Origin of the sequence: Streptomyces sp. NPDC048424 (assembly GCF_040651555.1) — a bacterium.
Classification (GTDB): Bacteria; Actinomycetota; Actinomycetes; order Streptomycetales; family Streptomycetaceae; genus Streptomyces.
Genome location: NZ_JBEZKE010000002.1, coordinates 193,434 through 212,379, shown reverse-complemented (window position 1 = coordinate 212,379; position 18,946 = coordinate 193,434). Strand labels below are relative to the sequence as shown.

Here is an 18,946-nt window from a genome sequence, read left to right as displayed (position 1 = left end):
CGGAAGAGTTACTCGCCCTTGGCCTTCGCGATGATCTCCTCAGCGACGTTCCGGGGAACCTCGGCGTAGGAGTCGAACTGCATCGAGTAGCTGGCGCGACCCGAGGTCTTGCTGCGGAGGTCTCCGACGTAGCCGAACATCTCCGAAAGGGGCACGAGGCCCTTCACGACGCGAGCACCGTGACGCTCCTCCATGGCCTGGATCTGGCCACGGCGGGAGTTGATGTCACCGATGACGTCACCCATGTAGTCCTCGGGCGTGGTGACCTCTACGGCCATCATCGGCTCGAGGAGCACGGGAGAAGCCTTGCGCGCGGCCTCCTTGAAGGCCTGCGAGCCGGCGATCTTGAACGCGAGCTCGGAGGAGTCGACCTCGTGGTAGCCACCGTCGAGAAGCGTGACGCGAACGCCCGTCATCTCGTACCCGGCCAGGATGCCGAACTGCATGGCCTCCTGCGCACCGGCGTCGACCGAAGGGATGTACTCCTTCGGGACGCGTCCACCGGTGACCTTGTTCACGAACTCGTACGCCGGACCGTCGGTCTCGGTGATGGGCTCGATCGCGATCTGCACCTTGGCGAACTGACCGGTGCCACCGGTCTGCTTCTTGTGCGTGTAGTCGTGACGCTCGACGGCCTTGCGGATCGTCTCGCGGTACGCGACCTGCGGCTTGCCGACGTTGGCCTCGACCTTGAACTCGCGCTTCATACGGTCGACCAGCACCTCGAGGTGCAGCTCGCCCATACCGCCGAGGATGGTCTGGCCCGTCTCCTCGTCCGAGTGAACGTGGAAGGAGGGGTCCTCCTCCGCGAGACGCTGGATGGCAACACCCAGCTTCTCCTGGTCACCCTTGGACTTGGGCTCGATGGCGACCTGGATGACCGGGGCCGGGAAGTCCATGGACTCCAGGATCACCTGGTTCTTGTCGTCACACAGCGTCTCACCGGTGGTGGTCTGCTTCAGGCCCATGACCGCGACGATGTCGCCGGCGCCCACCGAGTCGATCTCCTCACGCTTGTTCGCGTGCATGCGGTAGATCTTGCCGATGCGCTCCTTCTTGCCCTTGACGGAGTTCAGCACCGCAGTGCCGGCCTCCAGGCGGCCCGAGTAAACCCGGACGAAGGTGAGCTTGCCGAGGTGCGGGTCGCTCATGATCTTGAACGCCAGCGCCGCGAGCGGCTCCTCGTCGGAAGGCTTGCGCTTCACGACGATCTCGGGGTCCTTGACGTCGTGGCCCTCGATGGCCTCGATGTCCAGGGGGGACGGCAGGTAGCGGACGACAGCGTCGAGCAGGGGCTGAACGCCCTTGTTCTTGAACGCCGTGCCACAGAACACCGCGGTGATCGTGGGCTCGCCCTTGCCCTTGCCGGAGCCGAGGATGATGCGACGGACGGCGGCGTGCAGCTGCTCCACGGACGGCTCGTCGCCGTTCAGGAAGAGCTCCATGATCTCGTCGTCGTTCTCGGCGACCGTCTCGACGAGCTTCCCGCGCCACTCTTCAGCGGCCTCGGTGTGCGTGTCGGGGATGTCGACGATGTCGTACATCTCGCCCTTGGTCGCCTCGGCGGACCAGACGAACGCCTTCATCGTGACGAGGTCGACGACACCCTGGAAGTCGGCCTCGGCACCGATCGGGAGCTGCATGACGATCGGGATCGCGCCGAGGCGGCTCTCGATCATGTCGACGCAGCGGTGGAACTCGGCGCCCGTGCGGTCGAGCTTGTTGACGAAGCAGATGCGCGGCACGCCGTAGCGGTCCGCCTGACGCCAAACGGTCTCGGACTGCGGCTCCACACCGGCGACACCGTCGAACACGGTGACGGCACCGTCGAGGACGCGGAGCGAACGCTCCACCTCGACCGTGAAGTCCACGTGACCCGGGGTGTCGATGATGTTGATGGTGTGGTCGACGTCCTCGAGCGGCCAGTGGCAGGTCGTCGCGGCGGACGTGATCGTGATGCCGCGCTCCTGCTCCTGCTCCATCCAGTCCATCGTGGCAGCGCCGTCGTGGACTTCACCGATCTTGTAAGACACACCGGTGTAGAACAGGATGCGCTCGGTGGTGGTCGTCTTGCCCGCGTCGATGTGAGCCATGATGCCGATGTTGCGCACCTTGGCCAGGTCAAGCGAAGTGGTAGCCATATCGGCTCAGTCTTCTCTCGGTCTCGATGTGGGTTGGGACTACCAGCGGTAGTGCGCGAAGGCCTTGTTGGACTCGGCCATCTTGTGCGTGTCCTCGCGCTTCTTGACGGCAGCGCCAAGACCGTTGGAGGCGTCGAGCAGCTCGTTCATGAGGCGCTCGGTCATGGTCTTCTCACGACGGGCGCGGGAGTAACCCACGAGCCAGCGGAGGGCCAGGGTCGACTGGCGACCCGGCTTGACCTCGACGGGGACCTGGTAGGTCGCGCCACCGACACGGCGGGACTTGACCTCGAGGGACGGCTTGACGTTCTCCAGCGCGCGCTTCAGCGTGATGACCGGGTCGTTGCCGGTCTTCTCGCGGAGGCCTTCCATGGCGCCGTAAACGATGCGCTCGGCGGTGGAGCGCTTGCCGTTCAGGAGGATCTTGTTGATGAGCGACGTCACCAGAGGAGATGCGTAGACCGGGTCGATGATGACCGGGCGCTTCGGGGCGGGGCCCTTACGAGGCATTCTTACTTCTCCTTCTTGGCGCCGTAGCGGCTGCGGGCCTGCTTGCGGTTCTTGACAGCCTGGGTGTCAAGCGCACCGCGGATGATCTTGTAACGAACACCCGGCAGGTCCTTCACACGGCCACCACGCACGAGCACGATCGAGTGCTCCTGCAGGTTGTGTCCCTCACCCGGAATGTAAGCGGTGACCTCGATGCCGGAGGTCAGACGCACACGCGCGACCTTACGGAGCGCCGAGTTCGGCTTCTTCGGGGTGGTCGTGAACACACGCGTGCAGACGCCGCGACGCTGGGGCGAAGCCTCAAGCGCGGGGGTCTTTGTCTTCTCGACCTTGTCCTGCCGGCCCTTACGGACCAGCTGCTGGATCGTAGGCACTACTTCTCCGGTTTCTGTGTGCCGTGTAGTGAAACTAACCTGGAACTCCCCCGACCCACGCGGTCGGGTGTGTCGGATGCTGCACGCTCTCACCGAAGTGAGGCAGGCGCAGATCACGGTGTGTTCTTCTCGACTCTTCGCGGGGTCTTATGCACACGCGGGAGCCAGGGCACACCCCAGGCACAAGGTCAGAGCGTACCTACCTCACAGAGGTAGGTCAAAACAAATGCCCAGCACGAAAACCGACTGCGCGCAAGCGGGACGCATCGGCCTTCTGTCGGAGCCCGGGCCGCACAACGGTCGTGCCCGGTCCCACCGGGTCCGGGGTCAGTCCCGCGCGCGGCGGCGGGCCTCGGCGGCGGCCGGCGCCTCGGCGGGCGCCTCGCCGTCGGCCCCGTCCGGCTCCAGGAACTGGCTGACCACCTTGACGAAGACCGCGCGGCGGGCCTCGGGGACGCCCAGCCACTGGGCGAAGTCCTCGATGGTGGGCTGCCGGCCGCCCGGGACCGACTCCGGGGAGGCGAGCGGGAGCTCTTCCGGGGCGACCCGGCCGGAGCGGATCAGCATGTCGCGCACCGAGACGCCGAGCAGCGGGGCGATCCGGCGCATGGTCTCCAGGTCGGGCATGCTCTGCCGCTGGAGCAGCCGGGTGACGGCGGCGCGGTGCACCCCGGCCTCGTCCGCGATCCGCGACTTGCCGCCGCCCCGGGGGCTGTCGATGTCGTACCCGCGCTGCCGCATCAGGGTTTCCACCCAGGCCGCGAACGCGTCCAGTTCGAGAGTGCTCATGTGCCGCTCCTCAGTCCGCCGTTCGCAGTCCGCACCATGACAACACACTTTAGCGTGCTTGCGCGCACGGAATTACGTCCTCCACAAATCAACCACAACTGAGAACAGAAGCCCTTTGATTGCGCGCTCGCACGCAACGTGTCACAGTGTGACCGCCGTGAGCCACGGCCGTCACACCTCGCGGAGTCGCCATGTCCCTTGCCCCGTTCCTCGCCCCGCCCCTCACCCCACCCCGCCCCCGCACCGCCGCGGGGCCCGCCGCCGCACGCCCCGCGGAGCCGCCCGCCGCGCGGCCCGGAACGGCGTCCGGCGCGCTCGGCGTGCTCGGTGTGCCCGCCGCACCCGCCGTGCCCTGGCCGTGGCAGGCCGCCGCCGCGTGCGGGGACCTCCCGCCCGCCGTCGTCTTCTCCAAGCGGGCCAAGGTCGCGGCCCCGGCCCTGCGCGCCTGCGCCGGCTGCCCGGTCCGGCGCGAGTGCGAGGAGGCCGTCGCCCCGGCCGAGAGCTGGTTCGACGGGGTCTGCGGCGGCCGGCTGTGGCGCAACGGCCGGCCCGCCGCCCTCACCTCGCCCTCCGGGAGCCCCCGTGCCTGACCTCAGCACCAGTGACACCGCACTGTGGATCGCCTCGCTGATCCGCCACTTCCCCGACCTCTGCGAAGAGCTGGCGCCCGGACGCGCCACCCCCTTCGCCTCCCACGTCCCCGCGCCCCGGACCGCGCGCGACGACGAGCTCGTCCGCGTGGAGCGGCGCGAGGCCCTGCTCCTCCAGCAGGAACACGGGCTGGCCGTGCCCGGCCACGGCTCCGCCCCGGTCCGTCTGCACGTCTCCGACACCATCCGGGACATCACCGACGGCGTGGTCGAGCTGGAGGAGGCCGTGTGCGCCCGGCTCGGCATCCCGCGGCCCCGCCGGGCCCCGGTGCCGGAGCGGCTGCGCCGCCTCGCCGGGCTGCTGGACGCGATCGAGGCCCAGCCCGTACTGGCACGGCACGTACGCGACGAGACGCGCCGCATGGCCCGGCGCTGCGCCCGCGCGCTCGGGGACAGCGAGCAGGTGGTGCGGGTCTCCGGCCGCTGCCCCTGGTGCGACTCGGTCTCGCTGCGCGCCTTCCCCGACCGTCGGGCGGTGCTGTGCGTGAACCCGGCCTGCCGGTGCACGGTGCCCGACTGCGGCTGCCACGACGATCCCGCCCACCGCCACCTGTGGCCCGAGACCGCGTGGGCCGCGCTGGCCGCCGATTCGGGCTGCCGTACGGAGGAACTCGACGCCGCGATGGAAGGCCCGCACCTGTGATCGCTCCGCTCCCCGCCCTCGTTCCGGGCCCGGTGGCCGCCCAGGAGGCCGGGGTCGCCCCCGCCACCATCCGCAAGTGGGTCCAGCTCGGCCGGCTCACGGCGGCCGGCAAGGCGGGACGCGCCCAGCTGTTCCGGCTGGAGGACGTGTTCGCGGCCGAGCGCACGGCCAGCCGGCGCCCGCCGGTCCCGCGGCCCGCGGGTCCGGCCGCCTGACCCCCGAGGGGCCCGGTCCACCTCCTCTCCTTCCCGCCCCGCCCCGCCCCGCCCCGGATGCCCGGTCTCCCCACGGAGGCCGGGCATCCGGCGTTCCGGGCCCGCGAGGTCGGGTGCGGCACGCCCGCAGGCCGCGCGCGGCGCCCGTACGGGAAGGCGGACGGGGACCCGGGGAAAGGCACCGCTCGAACTTGTTGCGCGCGCGCACGCAACGTGTCACAGTTGGTGCAGCGGCAGAGCTGCGCCCGCAGGACGGGCGGCGGCCGGCCGCTCCCCCCGCCGGGCGGTGCCCGCCCCCGCCCCCCTTCGGGCACCGCCCGGCATCCCGCCACCCACCAGCTGAGGTGAACCGTCGTGACCACTCCCCCGAGTGCCTTCCCCGACGTCGAGGCCCTGGTCGTCGACGTCCTCAAGGCCGACTCCGCCCTGTCCACGGCCACCGTCGCCGTCGACCCGCCCGCCGGGTTCGACGGCACGCAGCGGGCCGTCCTGGTCAACCGCCGGGGCGGTGCCTGGACCGGCGACCTGCACGTCGACCAGCCGCTGATCGAGCTGGAGGTGTACGGCCCGAACAAGGCCGCCGCCCACACCCTGGCCAACGCCGCCCGGCGCGCCCTGCTCGCCACCCTCGGCAAGACCATCGGCTCGAACACCTTCACGGACGTGGAGGAGCAGGACGGCCCGCGCTGGCTCCCGGACTACCTGTACCGCGGCGCGAACCGCTACGTCTGCGTGATCAAGGTGTCCCTCAGCGTCTTCTGACGCCCCCACAGACCAAGGCCCTGCCGTCCGGCGGGGCCTTTGCCGTACCCGGACCCGGACACGCCCGCGGTCTGGTGCGGCGGACCCCTATATAAGGAGAAGCATCACCATGGCAGGAAACTCGTCCGAGATCCGCGTCGCCGGCAGCGGCCGCCTCTTCGTCGCCGCCGCCGGTACGGCGCTGCCGACCGCCTTCACCGGCAAGCCGGACACCGACTGGGGCGCCAACTGGAAGGACCTCGGCTTCACCACGTCCGACGGCGTCACCTTCTCCAAGAAGGACAAGCTGGAGCCGGTCGACTCGTGGCAGGCCGTCAGCCCGGTCCACTTCACGTACTCCGACCGGGACCTGAGCCTGAAGTTCGCGCTGCTCCAGTTCAACGAGCTGACGCTGCCGTTCTTCATGGGCGGCGGCGCGGTGGCCGACGAGGCCACCCCCTCCAACGGCATCTACCGCTACGACATCGCGGACTCGCCGAAGTCGGACACCCGCGCCCTCGGCCTGGAGTTCACCGACACCAAGGCCAGTGACGGCTCGGTCGTGACCTACCGCTTCTACATCCCGCGCGGCCAGGTCACCGCCTCCGACGACATCAAGCTGGCCCGCAAGTCGGCCTCCACCCTGGGCATCACCTTCACCGCCCTCGCGGCGGGCGACGACAAGCCGCTGGCGAGCTTCGTCATGAAGGACGGCGCGTACGCCGCCGGCTGATCCAGCCCCTGACGGGGGCGGGACGGCCCCCGCGCCGCCCCGCCCCCACCCCTTCCCGCACGACTTCCCTTCACCCAGAGGAGACCCATCACCATGGCCGGCTTCGACGTCAACGCGGCCCGCGCCCAGCGCCAGGAGGCCCTCGGCCGCTCCTGGTCCTTCCAGCTGGACGAGGAGACGTACACCCTTCCCACCGAGCTCAGCCGGGCCGCGGCCAAGGGGCTGCGCAAGCTCGACGACAACGACGTGGACGGTCTGCTGCGGCTCCTCCTGGGCGAGCAGCAGTTCGAGCGCTTCGAGCAGCACGACATCACGATGCAGGACATCGCCGCGATCCTCGAGGCGTACGGCAAGGAGACAGGGCTCGGCCTGGGGGAAGGCTGAGCCTCGTCGAGTTCGTCGACGAACACGCCGAGGCCCTCGAAGCGGATCTGCTCCGCTACTACGGCAAGGACCTCCTGGACTGGCACCGCGGGGAGCTCTCCTCACGGCGCCTCCAGGTCCTGCTCAAGCACCTGCCGCGGGACAGTTCCGTCAACAGGGAGCTGTTCGGCGAGGCCGCCGACTGGTCGGTGACCGACCATCTGCTGGCGGCGACCGTGGATCACCTGGCGGCCGCCAACTGGATGTTCGCCTGCGTCAACGCGGCGGAGGACGACGATCCGCCGGAGGCTCCGGAGCCGGTGCCCCGGCCGGACGGCAAGCCGTACGGCAGCTCGGGCGGGGAGTCCGACCCGGAGTCGGGTCCGGGCTCCGGCCAGGGCCCGGCCGAGGCCGTCTCCCCCGAGACGCTGGTCCGCTTCTTCGGCTGAAGGAACGGGCCGGCGGCCCGGTCAGCGGCCGTTCTCGGGGCCCTCGGGGCGGCCCGCGCCGACCCGGGTCTCCAGGTCCTGTGTCAGGGCGCGGGCCCGGTCGGCCAGGCTCGGCACGCCCGGTGCGCCCTGTTCACCTTGTTCACCCGGCTCACCCGCCGCTCCCGGCCCGTCCGCCGGGAGCCCGGTGGGGGTCCCCTGCGGGCGGGGCTGTACGGGGATGGAGCCCAGCGGCGGCACGATGGGCCGGCCGTTGCGGCGTACGACCTTCCGGCTGGCCGGGGCCGCGCGCCTCTCGCGCGCGAGGGGCCGGGCGGGCGGCGGGACGGGTTCCACGGACATTCCGGGGCCCGGCGGTTCCCGCGGTTCCCGCGGCTCCTCCGGTTCTTGCGCTTGCCGCGGGTCCTCGGGCCCGTCCTCGTGCGGGCGCGGCTGCCCGGCCGCCGGGTCCGTCTCCGGGTCCGCGTCCGCGGCCTGCCCGTGGACGGGCTCGGTCCGCCGGTCCAGGATCTCCTGGGCCCGGCGCATCCGGTCCTCGGTCTCCACGACCAGGGGCGAGGGTTCGAGCAGCGTGGCGAACGGCAGCCGGATCACCGTGGCGCCACGACCCTCGCCGGACGTGCGCCGGACGGCCGCATCGCCGCCGCGGCCGGCGCCGCCCGCGGCATAGGCGTCGGCGACCCGCTTCTCGTACTCGCGCCGGATCCGGGGCAGTTCCTCGGACATCGCCTCGGCCCATCCGGCGGTGAAGGCGGCCGTCTCGCGGCGGTCGATCTCGGACCTCGGAATCAGCACGAGATCCTCGGGTGCGTAGCCCGCCGCGTGAACGAGTTCGGACAGTCTGGCGAACAGATGGGGCAGGTCAGGCGCCATTTCAAGCCAGTCGATGGCATGGTCACGCCTCCCGGCGCCCGCTTCCCTGTCCATGCGTCAGCACTGCCTTCCCGCCCCCGGGCTCCCCTCACGCCCCGCGCGATCCGCGTTTTCCCGGGCGGGGGAACAGTGATCCAGCGTACCCGGTGGTCCGGAAACCCCCTGTTCCGGCGCCGACCGTCCCAGGTGACGGACGGTCGGCCGGTTTCGGGACTCGCCGAGGCGGCTTTCCAGCTCGACAAACGCCGAACAGATGTTCCAGACTCTGTTCGCACACTCGTTCGACAACCATCGGTGCCCCCGCTCCTGATCCGCGGCGCCACCACACAGCAAGGGCAAGCAACTGGAAGGCAGGCGTTCATGACCCAGCAGGCCGAGGGCTCACCGCAGATCACGCTCCACGACCGCCTCAGCCAGCTCCTGGACGCACCCGCCCCCCTCGACAAGAGGGCCTTGCTCGGATCCCTCTACGCCGAGATCACCAGCCGCGAGACCCGCGCGTACGCGGCCGGCTGGAACGACGCCCTCGCCGAGTCGCGGCGCCCCCCGCACTAGCCCTTCATACGCCTCAGCCCCTGCCGCGCTCCTTCCGGCAGGGGCTTTTTCGGTGTCGGCCGTTACCGGTCAGAAGCGGAGTACCCCATGGCAGAACCCACCCAGGCAGAGGTGCCGGCCCTCCTCGCCGAACTCAAGAAGTACGTGATGGGCGGACCCGTCTCGAACTTCGTCGAGCAGAACCCGGCCACCTCCAAGCTGGTCACGGAGAAGTTCCTGACGGATCAGCTGGCGCCCATCATCAAGGACATCAAGGACATCCATCAGGAGGTCGTGAACCCCCTCGCGGTCGAGCTGCTCCAGCAGCTGCGCCTCGACACCCTCGCCGCCGCGCTCAAGAAGAGCCCCTTCTTCGAGAACAACGAGGCCTGGTGGGCGTACGCCCTCACGGCGGCCGCCGGAATCTTCGTCACCCTGGCCGCCGGCGCCCTCCTGCTGCGCCTCGGCGCCTGGATCACCACCAAGCTCCCGACCTTCTTCACCGGCGGGGCCGGCGCCGGCGGAGGGCTGACCGCGGCCCAGGTGGAGGAGCTGCGCGCGAAGCTCGAAGCGACGAATCCGCTCCTGCGCAACTACGCCGACCAGGTCAGGCGGCTCCCCCGGGCCAAGGAACTGACCGCCCGGGCGACGGCCGTGGGCAAGCTCAACGACGCCGTGGCGGCCCAGAACAACACCGCGGTCACCGCGGCCGCCGACGCCATCAAGAGCCTCAAGTCCGCCCTCAGGAACTTCGACCCCAAGAAGCTCCCCAGGGACCACGCGGCGCTGACGAGGACCGCCACCGCGATCGGGAAGCTCGACACGGCCATCCGCGCGCTGAACGTCCAGATGGTCAGGGACGCGACGTCGGCCTTCCTGCGCCTCAAGATCATCCTCAGGGACCTCAAGCCCTCCGACATCCCCAAGTCGGCCGACATGAGGTCGAGCGCCCGGGCCGCCCGCACCCTCACCAGCGCCACCCGCAGCCTCACCGGCGCCCTCACCCCCCTGGGCCCCGCGCTGCGGGGTGTCATCTCGTCGGCCCAGACCACCGCCAGCGCCCTCGGCTGATCCCCGTCCCACGAAAGGAGGTGAGCCATGACCCTCGCCAGTTCCACGAAGAAGGCCTCGGACGCCCTGCGCAATCTCAAGACGCAGGCTTCCGGCGTCGCGGCCCCCGTCAAGCGGGTCGGCGACGCCGGAAAGAGCGCTTCCGGCCAGCTCAGAACGCTCCGTACGTCCGCCCAGGGCTCCACCGGCCAGCTCAAGAGCCTCAAGACCGCCGCCGACCAGGCCGAACGGTCCATGTCCAAGGCCGGGCAGACCGGTCAGCGCGCCGGCACCCAGCTGGGCAGGTTCAAGACCGGCGCCGACCGCGCCGCCTCGGGCCAGGACAAGCTCAACAAGTCCATGCGGGGCAACTTCCTCGCCCGCCTGCTCGAACTGTTCATGCCGCTCATCGAGAAGATCGTCGAAATGGCGATGCGCTCGAAGACCATGCAGACCGTGATCCGGACCGCGTTCAACGCCATCCGGACCGTGATCTCCACGGTCATCAAGGCCATCGGCCCGATCATCCGCAGCGCCGGCAACCTCATCAAGTCGGTGTGGAACAGCGTCAAGAGCGCCGTCATGCCGATCGTGCGTGCCATCGGCAGCGCCGTGCAGTCCGCCTTCAACGGCATCCGCTCCGTCATCAGCACCGTGATGAACGCCGTCCGCTCCGTCATCAGCAGCGTGTGGAACGGCATCAAGGCCGTCATCATGCCGGTGGTCAACTGGATCAAGTCGGCGATCCCGAGCGCCTTCAACTCCGTCAAGAACGCGATGTCCAGCGCCTGGAACGGACTCAAGGGCATCGCATCCGGCGCGTTCGGGGCCATCCTCGGAGCGGTCCGGTCCCCCATCAACTCCGTCATCGGCCTGATCAACTCCATGATCAGCCGGATCAACCGGATCCGCGTCAGCGTCCCCGGCTGGGTCCCCTTCGTCGGCGGCAAGAGCTTCGGCGTCAGCCTGCCCACCATCCCCATGCTCGCCACCGGCGGCGTGGTCATGCCGCGCAGCGGCGGTGTCCCGGCGATCCTCGCCGAGGCCGGTGAGGCCGAGGCCGTCCTGCCGCTGTCCAAGCTCGACCGGCTGCTCGCCCGTACGGCCGCCCGCGCCCGGATGACCTCCGCCGCCCCGGGCTCCGGCGAGGGCTCCGCCCTGCACATCGAGCACTACTACGCCGCCCAGAACACCGACCCGCAGCGCACCGCCGACGCGCTGATGTACCTGGCGAAGGCACGCGGATGAGTGCGGCCGTCGTCGTGGTGAACCCCTTCGCCCGCCTCGCGCGGTCGATGGGCAACGTCCGTACCCAGGCCGGCGCGGCCGCCCGCAACGCCCGCGAGGTCACCTCGTCGCTGAAGCAGGTCGGCTCGGCGGCCCGGAAGGCCGCCACCGACACGGCATCGCTCGCGCCGGCGGCCGCCCAGGCCGGCAAGGTGCTGGCCGGGCTGAAGACCCAGGCCGGTACGGCCGCCACGTCGGCGGCCAAGCTCACCCGGTCCGCGACCCGGGCGTCCACCGGCACCAAGCGGGTGGACTCCGGGGCCCGCGGGGTCGTGGCCTCGCTGCGGAAGCTGGGCGGGAAGACCGGCGGGGTCCTGGCCGTCATCGGCGGCCTGCTGCCGGCCATCGGGATCGTCTCCACGCTCATGAGCACCTTCGGCATCGCCATGACCGTGGGCTCGGTCGTCATGACCGCCGTGAACGTCGCCATGCGGGCCAACCCGCTCGGCTTCGTGCTCGGCATCCTGATCCCGCTCGGCGCCTGGCTCATCGAGCTCGCCGTGAACTCCGAGACCGGACAGCGCCTCATCGAGCAGACCTTCACCGTCGTCCTCCAGGTGTTCGAGGGCTACCTGAAGTTCCTCATCCCGGTGCTGGCGACCGTCGCCACGATCGTGACCACGTACTTCAAGGGGTACTTCACGGTCGTCTCGTCGGTGGTCGGCGGTCTGCGCGGAGCCGTCAACGGCTTCTCCCAGACCGGCGGTTCCGCCCGCTCGGCCACCAGTGCGCTGCGCGGGGTCGCCTCCGGCGCCTTCAACGCGATCATGGCCCCGATCCGCCCGGTGATCACCTTCCTGACCGGCACCCTCCCCGGCGCGTTCGCCCGGGTGAGCTCCTCCCTCGCCGGTTCCCTGGGCGGCATCGGCCGCTTCGTCACCACGGGCCTGCAAGCCGTGCTCGCCGTGGTCACCGGCCCGTTCAACGGCATGATCGCCTTCGCCAACTGGATCATCGACGGCCTGGAGGACCTCAGCTTCGAGATCCTCGGCAAGAAGTTCGGCGTCGACCTCGACAAGATCCCGATGCTCGCGGAGGGCGGCGTCGTCTGGCCCATGTCCATGGGCTCGGCCCCGCGGATCAACCCGGTCTCCGACCTCGACCACCGCCGCGTCGCCCCCGCCGCTCCGCAGTCCCCGGACAAGGGCCCCCACCGCATACGGGAGTACCGGGAGCCGGCCGGCGCGGGCCCCCGATCGACCGCCGAGGACCTGCTCTTCCTCGCCGCCGCCCACGCATGAAACAGGGGTGTCCAGCACCCCCCATCCCTGAGAGCGAGGTGACGGCCCGCCATGGCCGAGACCACCACGACCACCTACACCGCCGACCACGCACCCGGCTCACTCATCACCCAGGACGGGCAGATGCAGTGGGCCGGACTGCTCATGGGACCCGGCACCCCCTTCACCGTCGACAAGGCGGGACTGACCGGCTGGGAGGACCTGCCCGAGTTCGACAGCTCCGACGCCGAACGCCCCACCGGGCACGGCTCATGGCCCGGCGCCCGCTACGCCAAGCCCCGCAAGGTCGGCGGCACCGTGTGGATGCTGCCCGAGCGCGGCGCCTCGCTGGCCACCGTCCGCCTCCTGCGCCAGGCGATGGCCCTGGGCGACGAGGAGCGCTGGCTGGCCGTACGGCTGCACGGCGAGGTCCTCGCCGTACGCGCCCGGATCACCCAGCGGGTGCTGCCCGCGGACCGGGTGTACGCCACCCAGGGCGCGGCCAAGGCCTCCGTCCAGTGGACCGCCACGGATCCGCGCCGGTACCTGACCGGCGAGCAGAGCGCCATCGTCGCGGCCCCGGAGCCGGAGAGCGGCCTGACCTGGCCGCTGGTCTGGCCGCTCGACTGGGGCCAGGCCGCCAGGACCGGCGACGCCGGGGCCGAGAACACCGGCTCCGCCCCCACCCACCCGGTGATCACCTTCCGCGGCCCGTGCGGCACCCCGTCGGTGACCGAGCGGACCACCCGCCGCCGCCTGCGCTACGCCATCGACCTGACGGCCGGCGACGAGCTGGTGGTCGACACCGCGGCCGGCACGGTCACCCTCAACGGCACCGCGTCCCGCCGCCACACGGCCACCGCGGACAGCAGCCCCGAGGAGCTGTTCGCCTTCGAGCCGGGCGTCGCCGAGCTCTCGTTCCGCCCGGACAGCGCCGAGGCGGGCGCGGAGATGTCCGTCCGCTGGCGCAGCGCGGAGTGGTAGCCGGGCCCGGGCCCGCCTCCTTCGTCCGCCTTCCCGAAAGGAACCGATCATGACCGTCCGGGCAGCCTGGCTCACTCCCACCGGCCAGACCCGCGAGGACACCCGCATCACGCTGTCCGCCCTGCTCACCCCCAACGGGCAGACCGACGCCAACATCCCCCTCAAGTCCCGGGGCGGCATCATCCCCGGCGGCCTCCTCCTCACCCCCGTCGCCGCCATGCAGTGCTCCATCGGCACCGGACGCGCCGTCGTCCAGGGCAACAGCAGCCCGGGCGCCTACCTGGTGGCCGTCACCGTGTCCGAGAACCTGACCCTGGCGGACGGCGACCCCCAGCTGGACCGGATCGACCTGATCGAACTGGTCGTACTGGACGACGCGTACGACGGCAGCGGCAAGACGGAGGCCCTGGTCCGGCTGGTCAAGGGCACCCCGGCGGCGGTCCCCGTGGCCCCCGCCACCCCCTCCGGCTCGGCCATCCCGCTGTACTCGGTCAAGGTCAAGGCCGGTGCCTCGGCCGGCAACGGCGGCATCAACTGGGCCGAGGCCGTCACGAACCTGCGGTACGCGACGGTCGCCCTCGGCGGAATCGTCCCGAGCGACGGGTACAAAGGCGCGTACGTCGGCCAGTACCGCGACGCGGGCGGCAAGTTCCAGCGCTGGGACGGCACCACCTGGGTGTCGTACCCGCCGGACGTCGGCGGCATCGCCCCGGCGGGCAAGCTGACCGCGGGCACGTACACCGGCCAGTACCGGGACGGCGCCGGCGGCGTGCTCCAGCGCTGGGACGGCACCGCCTGGCAGTACGCGGAGGGCCGCACCGCGGTCCTCTTCAGCGCCTCGCAGACCGCGATGCAGTCCATCCCGTCCTCCTCGTCGAGCGGCTGGTACGCGGTCACCCTGCAGACCGTCGACGTGGACGACCTGACCGGCTGGAACGGCAGCGACACCTACACCGTGCCGCGCACCGGCTGGTGGCGGGTGTCCGGGCAGGTCGTCTTCAGCGCCGACTCGACCACCGGCTCCCGCGGCGCCCGCCTGATGGTGGGCGGCTCCGGACTCCCGCGCGCCACCTGGCTCGTCGGCGCCGGCCCCGGCGCCACCTCCGTCGGCGGCCAGGCCCTGGTCAAGCTGACCGCCGGCCAGACGCTCCAGCTGCACGCCCACCAGAACAGCGGCGCCGCCGTCCGCACCCTCGGCGGCTCGGGCTACGCCTGCTCGCTCGCCGCCGAGTGGATCAGGTCCTGACCTTCACCCCTACCGGAAACGGAGTCAATCGATGAACCTGCGCGCCAGCTGGGTGGCCCAGACCGGCCAGACCCGCGAGGACACCCGCCTCACCCAGATCGGGGCCACCACCCCGATCGACCCGATCCGGGCCCGCTCGGGCATCCTGCCCGGCTCGTACAGCGGCCAGCACCGGGTCTCCGGCTTCTGGCTGGAGGGCAAGTCCGCCATGGCCGCCACCCTCTACAACGGCCGGGCCGCCATCCAGGGCCTGCACCCGCAGGGCGTCTACCCGGTGGCCATGATCGAGGACACCGTCCTCACCTTCGCCGACGGCGACGCCCAGGCCGGCCGCATCGACCTGGTCTGCCTGCGCATCTACGACGGCTCCTACGACTCGTCCAACAAGTGGCAGGCCACGGCCGAGGTCATCCAGGGCACCCCGGCCGCCACCCCGGTCGCCCCGGCGCCCCCGCTGCTCTCCCTCCCGCTGTACCAGGTCGCCGTCCCGGCCGGCACCAGCGCGGGCAAGGGCGGCATCAACTGGAGCAACGCCCTCACCGACCTCCGCGTCGCCACCGTGGCCCTGGGCGGGATCCTGCCGGTCATGGGCGAGGTCGCCCCCGGCGCCTACCCCGGCCAGTACCAGGACTCGGGCGGCGCGCTCCAGCGCTGGGACGGCAGCGCCTGGGTCTCGTACCCCTCCGCACTGGGCGGCATCGCCCCCAAGGGCACGCTGACGACGGCCAGTTACGTGGGCCAGTACCGCGACACCCCGCAGCGGGTGCTCCAGCGCTGGAACGGCACCAGCTGGCTGCCGGCCTTCCCGGCACCGCTGTTCGCCGAGAACCTCGACGCCGGGTACACCACCTCCGCCACCTACTCCGAGACCCTGCTCGACACGAGCGTCGCCTCGGTGCAGATCACGTTCAACGCGCCGACCTCGGGCGCCGTGCTGCTCACCTACGGGGCGCGCACCTCGGTGGTCGGCCACGCCACGGCCACCGGTTTCACCGCCGTGCGCGTGACCCAGGGCGCCACCGTGATCTGGGCGCCCGACGACGAACGCGCCGTCTCCAGTCCCGGCGACCCGGCCACCTCGGTGTCCACCACCACCCGCCTCGCGAACCTCTCCGGCGACCAGACGTACACCGCGACCCTCATGCACCGCGTGAGCGTCGCCGGGATCAAGAGCTGGTTCGACAACATCTTCCTGCGCGTCGACGCACTGTAAGGAGCACCCCCATGAACATCCGATCCGCCTGGCTCCCGGTCACCGGCCAGACCCGCTCCGACACCCGCGTCGCCTCCCTCGGCGCCCTCACCCCCACCTCCCCGGTCGCCACCCGCTCGGGTGTCCTGCCCGGCTCCGCCGACGGCAAGTGGCGGATCTCCGGGTTCACCGTGACCGGCTCCACCGCGATGGGCGCGACCGTCTACCCGGGACGGGCCGTGATCCAGGGCACCGACGCCCAGGGCGCCTACCCGGTCGCGCTCACCCAGACCGCCGCCCTGACGTTCGCCGACGGGCACGCCCAGTACGGTCGGATCGACCTGATCGTCATACGCGTCCGCGACGACGAGTACGACGCCACCGGCCGCACCGACGCCTCCGTCGAGGTCGTCCAGGGCGCCCCCTCGGCGGCCCCGGTCCCCCCGGCGACGCCGCAGCTGTCCCTCCCCCTCTACACGGTCGCGGTCCCGGCCGGCACCAGCGCGGGCACCGGCGGCATCAACTGGAACACCGCCCTGACCGGCCTGCGCACGGCCACCGTCGCCATCGGCGGCATCGTTCCCGTCACCACCGACACCGCGATCGGCGCCTACCCGGGCCAGTACCGCGACTTCGGCAACGGGCTCCAGCGCTGGGACGGCACCGCGTGGCAGGCGTACCCGCCGCAGCCGGTCTGGCAGAACTGGACCCCCGCGTGGACCACCGCCACCGGCCTGGCCACACCGTCCTTCGGCAACGCCGTCGTCGAATGCCGCTACATCCGCAACGGCCCGACCGTGCACCTCAACTTCGCCATCACCTTCGGCACCACCAGCAACGGCGGCACGAACCCGGCCACCACCGACAACTGGCGCTTCAGCCTCCCGGTCAAGGCGGCCTCGGCCTTCAAGTGCGTCGGATTCGCCGATCTCACCGCGACGACCCGCGAGCGCGCCGTGGCCCGCGTACGCCTCACCTCGCCCGACTTCTTCGAACTGGAGATCAGCTCGGGCCAGCCCAGCGGCGACTCGATCCTCTACGCCGGCCTCGTCGACGCCCTCACCCCCTGGACCTGGGTCGCGGGCCACACCATCTTCGGCACGGCCACGTACGAGGCGGCCCAGTGACCACCGACACCCCCTACCGCGCGATCTTCTGCGACCTGCGCACCGACCGGACCATCGACATCCTGCCCCTGCGGGACGTCTCCATCGACGACTTCATCGGCAAGCCGGGCGCCCTGTCCGGCACCATCCCCGTGCCGGACTCCGCCATCGCCGCCCGCGTCGCACGGATCGAGGAAGGCCGTACCGCGGTCTACCTGGAGCGCGGCGGCGACCTGTGGTGGGGCGGGATCATCTGGACCAGCACCCTGCAGAGCACCGAGCGGGGCGTGGTCACCCTCTCCATCCAGGCCGCGACCTTCGACTCGTACGCGGCCAGGCGCCGGATCCGCGAGACCATCTCCCGCCCGGCGCCCGGCACCGAGCAGCTGCAGCTCGTACGCGACCTGTGGGAGAAGCTCCAGTCCGCGCCGGGCGGCCGCATCGGCATCACCTACGGCACGGAGACGTCCACCCCCGCCCGGCTGCGCACGGCGTCCTGGCGGGACGGCGACGAGACCCTCTACTCCGAGGCCATCGAGTCGCTGGCCGCGGCGGAGAACGGCTTCGAGCACTACATCTCCGTCTTCCGCGACCCGGTCACCGGCTCCCGGACCCGCCAGCTGCGGCTCGGCAGCCCGCGCATCCACACGGGCGTCACCGATCTCGTACTGGACCGGCCCGGCACGATCCTCGCGTACTCCTTCCCCCGCGACGCCACGCGCGGCGGCACCACCGCCCGGGCCCGCGGCGCCTCCGTCAACACCAACCAGGCGGAGGAGTCGCGGCCGCTGGCCTCGGACGAGCGGGTCGCCCAGGACCTGATCGACGGCGGCTGGCCGCGCATCGACCTGTCCTCGGACCACAACGAGGTCTCCGACAAGGCCGCCCTGGACTCGCTCGCCGTCGCCGAGCTGGCCCAGGCCCGCGGAGCCGTGGTCATCCCCGCGATCACGATCCGGCTGGGCGGGGTCGTGCCCCCGACCCTGCTGGGCCGCACCGCCCGCATCCGCATCACCGACGAGTGGTTCCCGCAGGGCCTCGACGCCCGCTACCGGATCATCGGCGCCAAGGTCAGCCCGCCCGAGCGGGGCCGTCCGGACACCGCCGAGCTCTACCTTGAGGAGGTCTGATGCCCCAGCTGCCCGAGGACATCATCGACCGGCTGACCGCGATGGAGCGCCGGATCCAGCAGCTGTCCACCGCCGTCAACACGCGCCCGGCGCTGAACACCGTCTCCGGCGGCGAGGTCCGAATCGCCGACGGCGGCTCCCTGTCCGTGGTGGAGCCCGCCGGCACCAAGATCCTCGGTGTCGGCGCCTGGTCCCCGACCGAGTACGGCATGGAGATCAAGCGGCAGAGCGGCAAGACCGTCCTGAGCGTCCGCAACGTCGTCGGCGGCAACTACGACCAGGCACTGCGCGTGTTCGACGCCCACAACCACGAGATCGTCTCGGACGACGTGGTCACCGGCGGCCTCGCCCGCCCCTGGCTGGCCATGCTGCCCCCGCAGGACACCAGCACCACCCGCTGGCCGCAGACCAACGCGACCGGCTGGACCACCGTCGCCCGCTCGTTCAACCCGGTCTGGCAGCCCCGGATGCGGCTGCACTTCCTCACCGCGGCCGCCTCGGGCGTCACCGGTCAGGTCCGGGTCCTCGTCGACGGCACCCAGTGGGGCGACCCCGTCACCACACCGGCCGCCTTCGACCGCACGGCGCTGGTCACCGAGGACTTCGGGGCCCGCTTCGGCAGCCTGCTCAAGGTCGAGATCCAGGCCATGGTCACCGGCGGCACCGGGCTCGTCTACGCCCAGCCTCTGATGATGTACGGCACCCAAAGCTGAGGA

At 71.3% G+C, this 18,946-nt stretch carries 22 protein-coding genes; 17 read left to right on the top strand and 5 right to left on the bottom strand.

All coding sequences use genetic code 11. From position 1 onward, the window contains the following. Positions 1-8: 8 nt before the first annotated feature. From fusA to AB0D29_RS03490, 4 genes are all read right to left on the bottom strand, one after another. On the bottom strand, positions 9-2,141 hold the full coding sequence (gene fusA / locus AB0D29_RS03505) for an elongation factor G (protein WP_362851956.1): 2,133 nt from the start codon (positions 2,139-2,141) through the stop codon (positions 9-11). A gap of 39 nt (positions 2,142-2,180) precedes the next feature. Continuing rightward, positions 2,181-2,651 (bottom strand): 30S ribosomal protein S7, encoded by a 471-nt coding sequence (rpsG, locus tag AB0D29_RS03500; protein ID WP_007265894.1) that lies wholly within the window; start codon positions 2,649-2,651, stop codon positions 2,181-2,183. A 2-nt stretch (positions 2,652-2,653) separates the two neighbouring features. Beyond that, the gene (rpsL, locus tag AB0D29_RS03495) at positions 2,654-3,025 is read right to left on the bottom strand and encodes a 30S ribosomal protein S12 (protein ID WP_007265893.1); all 372 of its coding nucleotides are present in this window, start codon (positions 3,023-3,025) and stop codon (positions 2,654-2,656) included. 327 nt (positions 3,026-3,352) lie between these two features. Next, on the bottom strand, positions 3,353-3,814 hold the full coding sequence (locus tag AB0D29_RS03490; protein WP_362851955.1) for a helix-turn-helix transcriptional regulator: 462 nt from the start codon (positions 3,812-3,814) through the stop codon (positions 3,353-3,355). 191 nt (positions 3,815-4,005) lie between these two features. Here AB0D29_RS03490 and AB0D29_RS03485 point away from each other — a divergent pair, with 191 nt between their 5' ends. From AB0D29_RS03485 to AB0D29_RS03455, 7 genes are all read left to right on the top strand, one after another. Next, complete coding sequence (locus tag AB0D29_RS03485; RefSeq protein WP_362851954.1) at positions 4,006-4,404, top strand: WhiB family transcriptional regulator; 399 nt, start codon at positions 4,006-4,008, stop codon at positions 4,402-4,404. Next, entirely contained in the window at positions 4,397-5,107 is a 711-nt protein-coding gene (locus AB0D29_RS03480; protein WP_362851953.1) for a hypothetical protein, read from the top strand. The genes AB0D29_RS03485 and AB0D29_RS03480 overlap by 8 nt, the downstream gene beginning before the upstream one ends. After that, positions 5,104-5,322 (top strand): hypothetical protein, encoded by a 219-nt coding sequence (locus AB0D29_RS03475; RefSeq protein WP_351596941.1) that lies wholly within the window; start codon positions 5,104-5,106, stop codon positions 5,320-5,322. The genes AB0D29_RS03480 and AB0D29_RS03475 overlap by 4 nt, the downstream gene beginning before the upstream one ends. A 354-nt stretch (positions 5,323-5,676) precedes the next feature. Continuing rightward, on the top strand, positions 5,677-6,084 hold the full coding sequence (locus AB0D29_RS03470; RefSeq protein WP_362851952.1) for a hypothetical protein: 408 nt from the start codon (positions 5,677-5,679) through the stop codon (positions 6,082-6,084). 109 nt (positions 6,085-6,193) lie between these two features. Beyond that, positions 6,194-6,796: a phage tail protein gene (locus tag AB0D29_RS03465; protein ID WP_362806198.1), complete on the top strand. Its 603-nt coding sequence runs from the start codon at positions 6,194-6,196 to the stop codon at positions 6,794-6,796. 93 nt (positions 6,797-6,889) lie between these two features. Then, positions 6,890-7,180: a hypothetical protein gene (locus tag AB0D29_RS03460; RefSeq protein ID WP_351596947.1), complete on the top strand. Its 291-nt coding sequence runs from the start codon at positions 6,890-6,892 to the stop codon at positions 7,178-7,180. A 47-nt stretch (positions 7,181-7,227) separates the two neighbouring features. Continuing rightward, positions 7,228-7,608, top strand: a complete 381-nt coding sequence (locus tag AB0D29_RS03455) for a hypothetical protein (protein ID WP_362852149.1) — start codon at positions 7,228-7,230, stop codon at positions 7,606-7,608. A 21-nt stretch (positions 7,609-7,629) separates the two neighbouring features. On the opposite strand, the gene AB0D29_RS03450 is transcribed toward AB0D29_RS03455, so the two are convergent. Further along, positions 7,630-8,403, bottom strand: coding sequence for a hypothetical protein (locus AB0D29_RS03450; RefSeq protein WP_362851951.1), 774 nt, complete (start codon positions 8,401-8,403; stop codon positions 7,630-7,632). 438 nt (positions 8,404-8,841) lie between these two features. Between AB0D29_RS03450 and AB0D29_RS03445 the strand changes: the two genes are divergently transcribed. The 10 genes from AB0D29_RS03445 (at position 8,842) to AB0D29_RS03400 (ending at position 18,943) form a co-directional block, all read left to right on the top strand. After that, positions 8,842-9,036 carry a hypothetical protein gene (locus tag AB0D29_RS03445; RefSeq protein ID WP_362806194.1) on the top strand — a complete coding sequence of 65 codons (195 nt, stop codon included), beginning with the start codon at positions 8,842-8,844 and terminating at the stop codon, positions 9,034-9,036. An 87-nt stretch (positions 9,037-9,123) separates the two neighbouring features. Continuing rightward, positions 9,124-10,086, top strand: coding sequence for a hypothetical protein (locus AB0D29_RS03440; protein WP_362851950.1), 963 nt, complete (start codon positions 9,124-9,126; stop codon positions 10,084-10,086). Positions 10,087-10,113: 27 nt separating this feature from the next. Then, positions 10,114-11,313, top strand: coding sequence for a phage tail protein (locus AB0D29_RS03435; protein WP_362851949.1), 1,200 nt, complete (start codon positions 10,114-10,116; stop codon positions 11,311-11,313). After that, positions 11,310-12,593, top strand: coding sequence for a tape-measure protein (locus AB0D29_RS03430; protein ID WP_362851948.1), 1,284 nt, complete (start codon positions 11,310-11,312; stop codon positions 12,591-12,593). Before AB0D29_RS03435 ends, AB0D29_RS03430 begins: the two co-directional genes overlap by 4 nt. A 51-nt stretch (positions 12,594-12,644) precedes the next feature. After that, positions 12,645-13,556 carry a phage tail protein gene (locus tag AB0D29_RS03425; RefSeq protein WP_362851947.1) on the top strand — a complete coding sequence of 304 codons (912 nt, stop codon included), beginning with the start codon at positions 12,645-12,647 and terminating at the stop codon, positions 13,554-13,556. A gap of 49 nt (positions 13,557-13,605) precedes the next feature. Continuing rightward, a complete protein-coding gene (locus AB0D29_RS03420) occupies positions 13,606-14,802 on the top strand; it encodes a hypothetical protein (RefSeq protein WP_362851946.1) in 1,197 nt (398 codons plus the stop codon). Positions 14,803-14,833: 31 nt separating this feature from the next. Continuing rightward, on the top strand, positions 14,834-16,015 hold the full coding sequence (locus AB0D29_RS03415) for a hypothetical protein (RefSeq protein ID WP_362851945.1): 1,182 nt from the start codon (positions 14,834-14,836) through the stop codon (positions 16,013-16,015). An 11-nt stretch (positions 16,016-16,026) separates the two neighbouring features. Next, a complete protein-coding gene (locus AB0D29_RS03410) occupies positions 16,027-17,121 on the top strand; it encodes a hypothetical protein (RefSeq protein ID WP_362851944.1) in 1,095 nt (364 codons plus the stop codon). Beyond that, complete coding sequence (locus AB0D29_RS03405; RefSeq protein WP_362851943.1) at positions 17,118-18,230, top strand: hypothetical protein; 1,113 nt, start codon at positions 17,118-17,120, stop codon at positions 18,228-18,230. The genes AB0D29_RS03410 and AB0D29_RS03405 overlap by 4 nt, the downstream gene beginning before the upstream one ends. Beyond that, positions 18,230-18,943, top strand: a complete 714-nt coding sequence (locus AB0D29_RS03400; RefSeq protein ID WP_362851942.1) for a hypothetical protein — start codon at positions 18,230-18,232, stop codon at positions 18,941-18,943. Before AB0D29_RS03405 ends, AB0D29_RS03400 begins: the two co-directional genes overlap by 1 nt. The last annotated feature ends 3 nt before the right edge of the window (positions 18,944-18,946 follow it).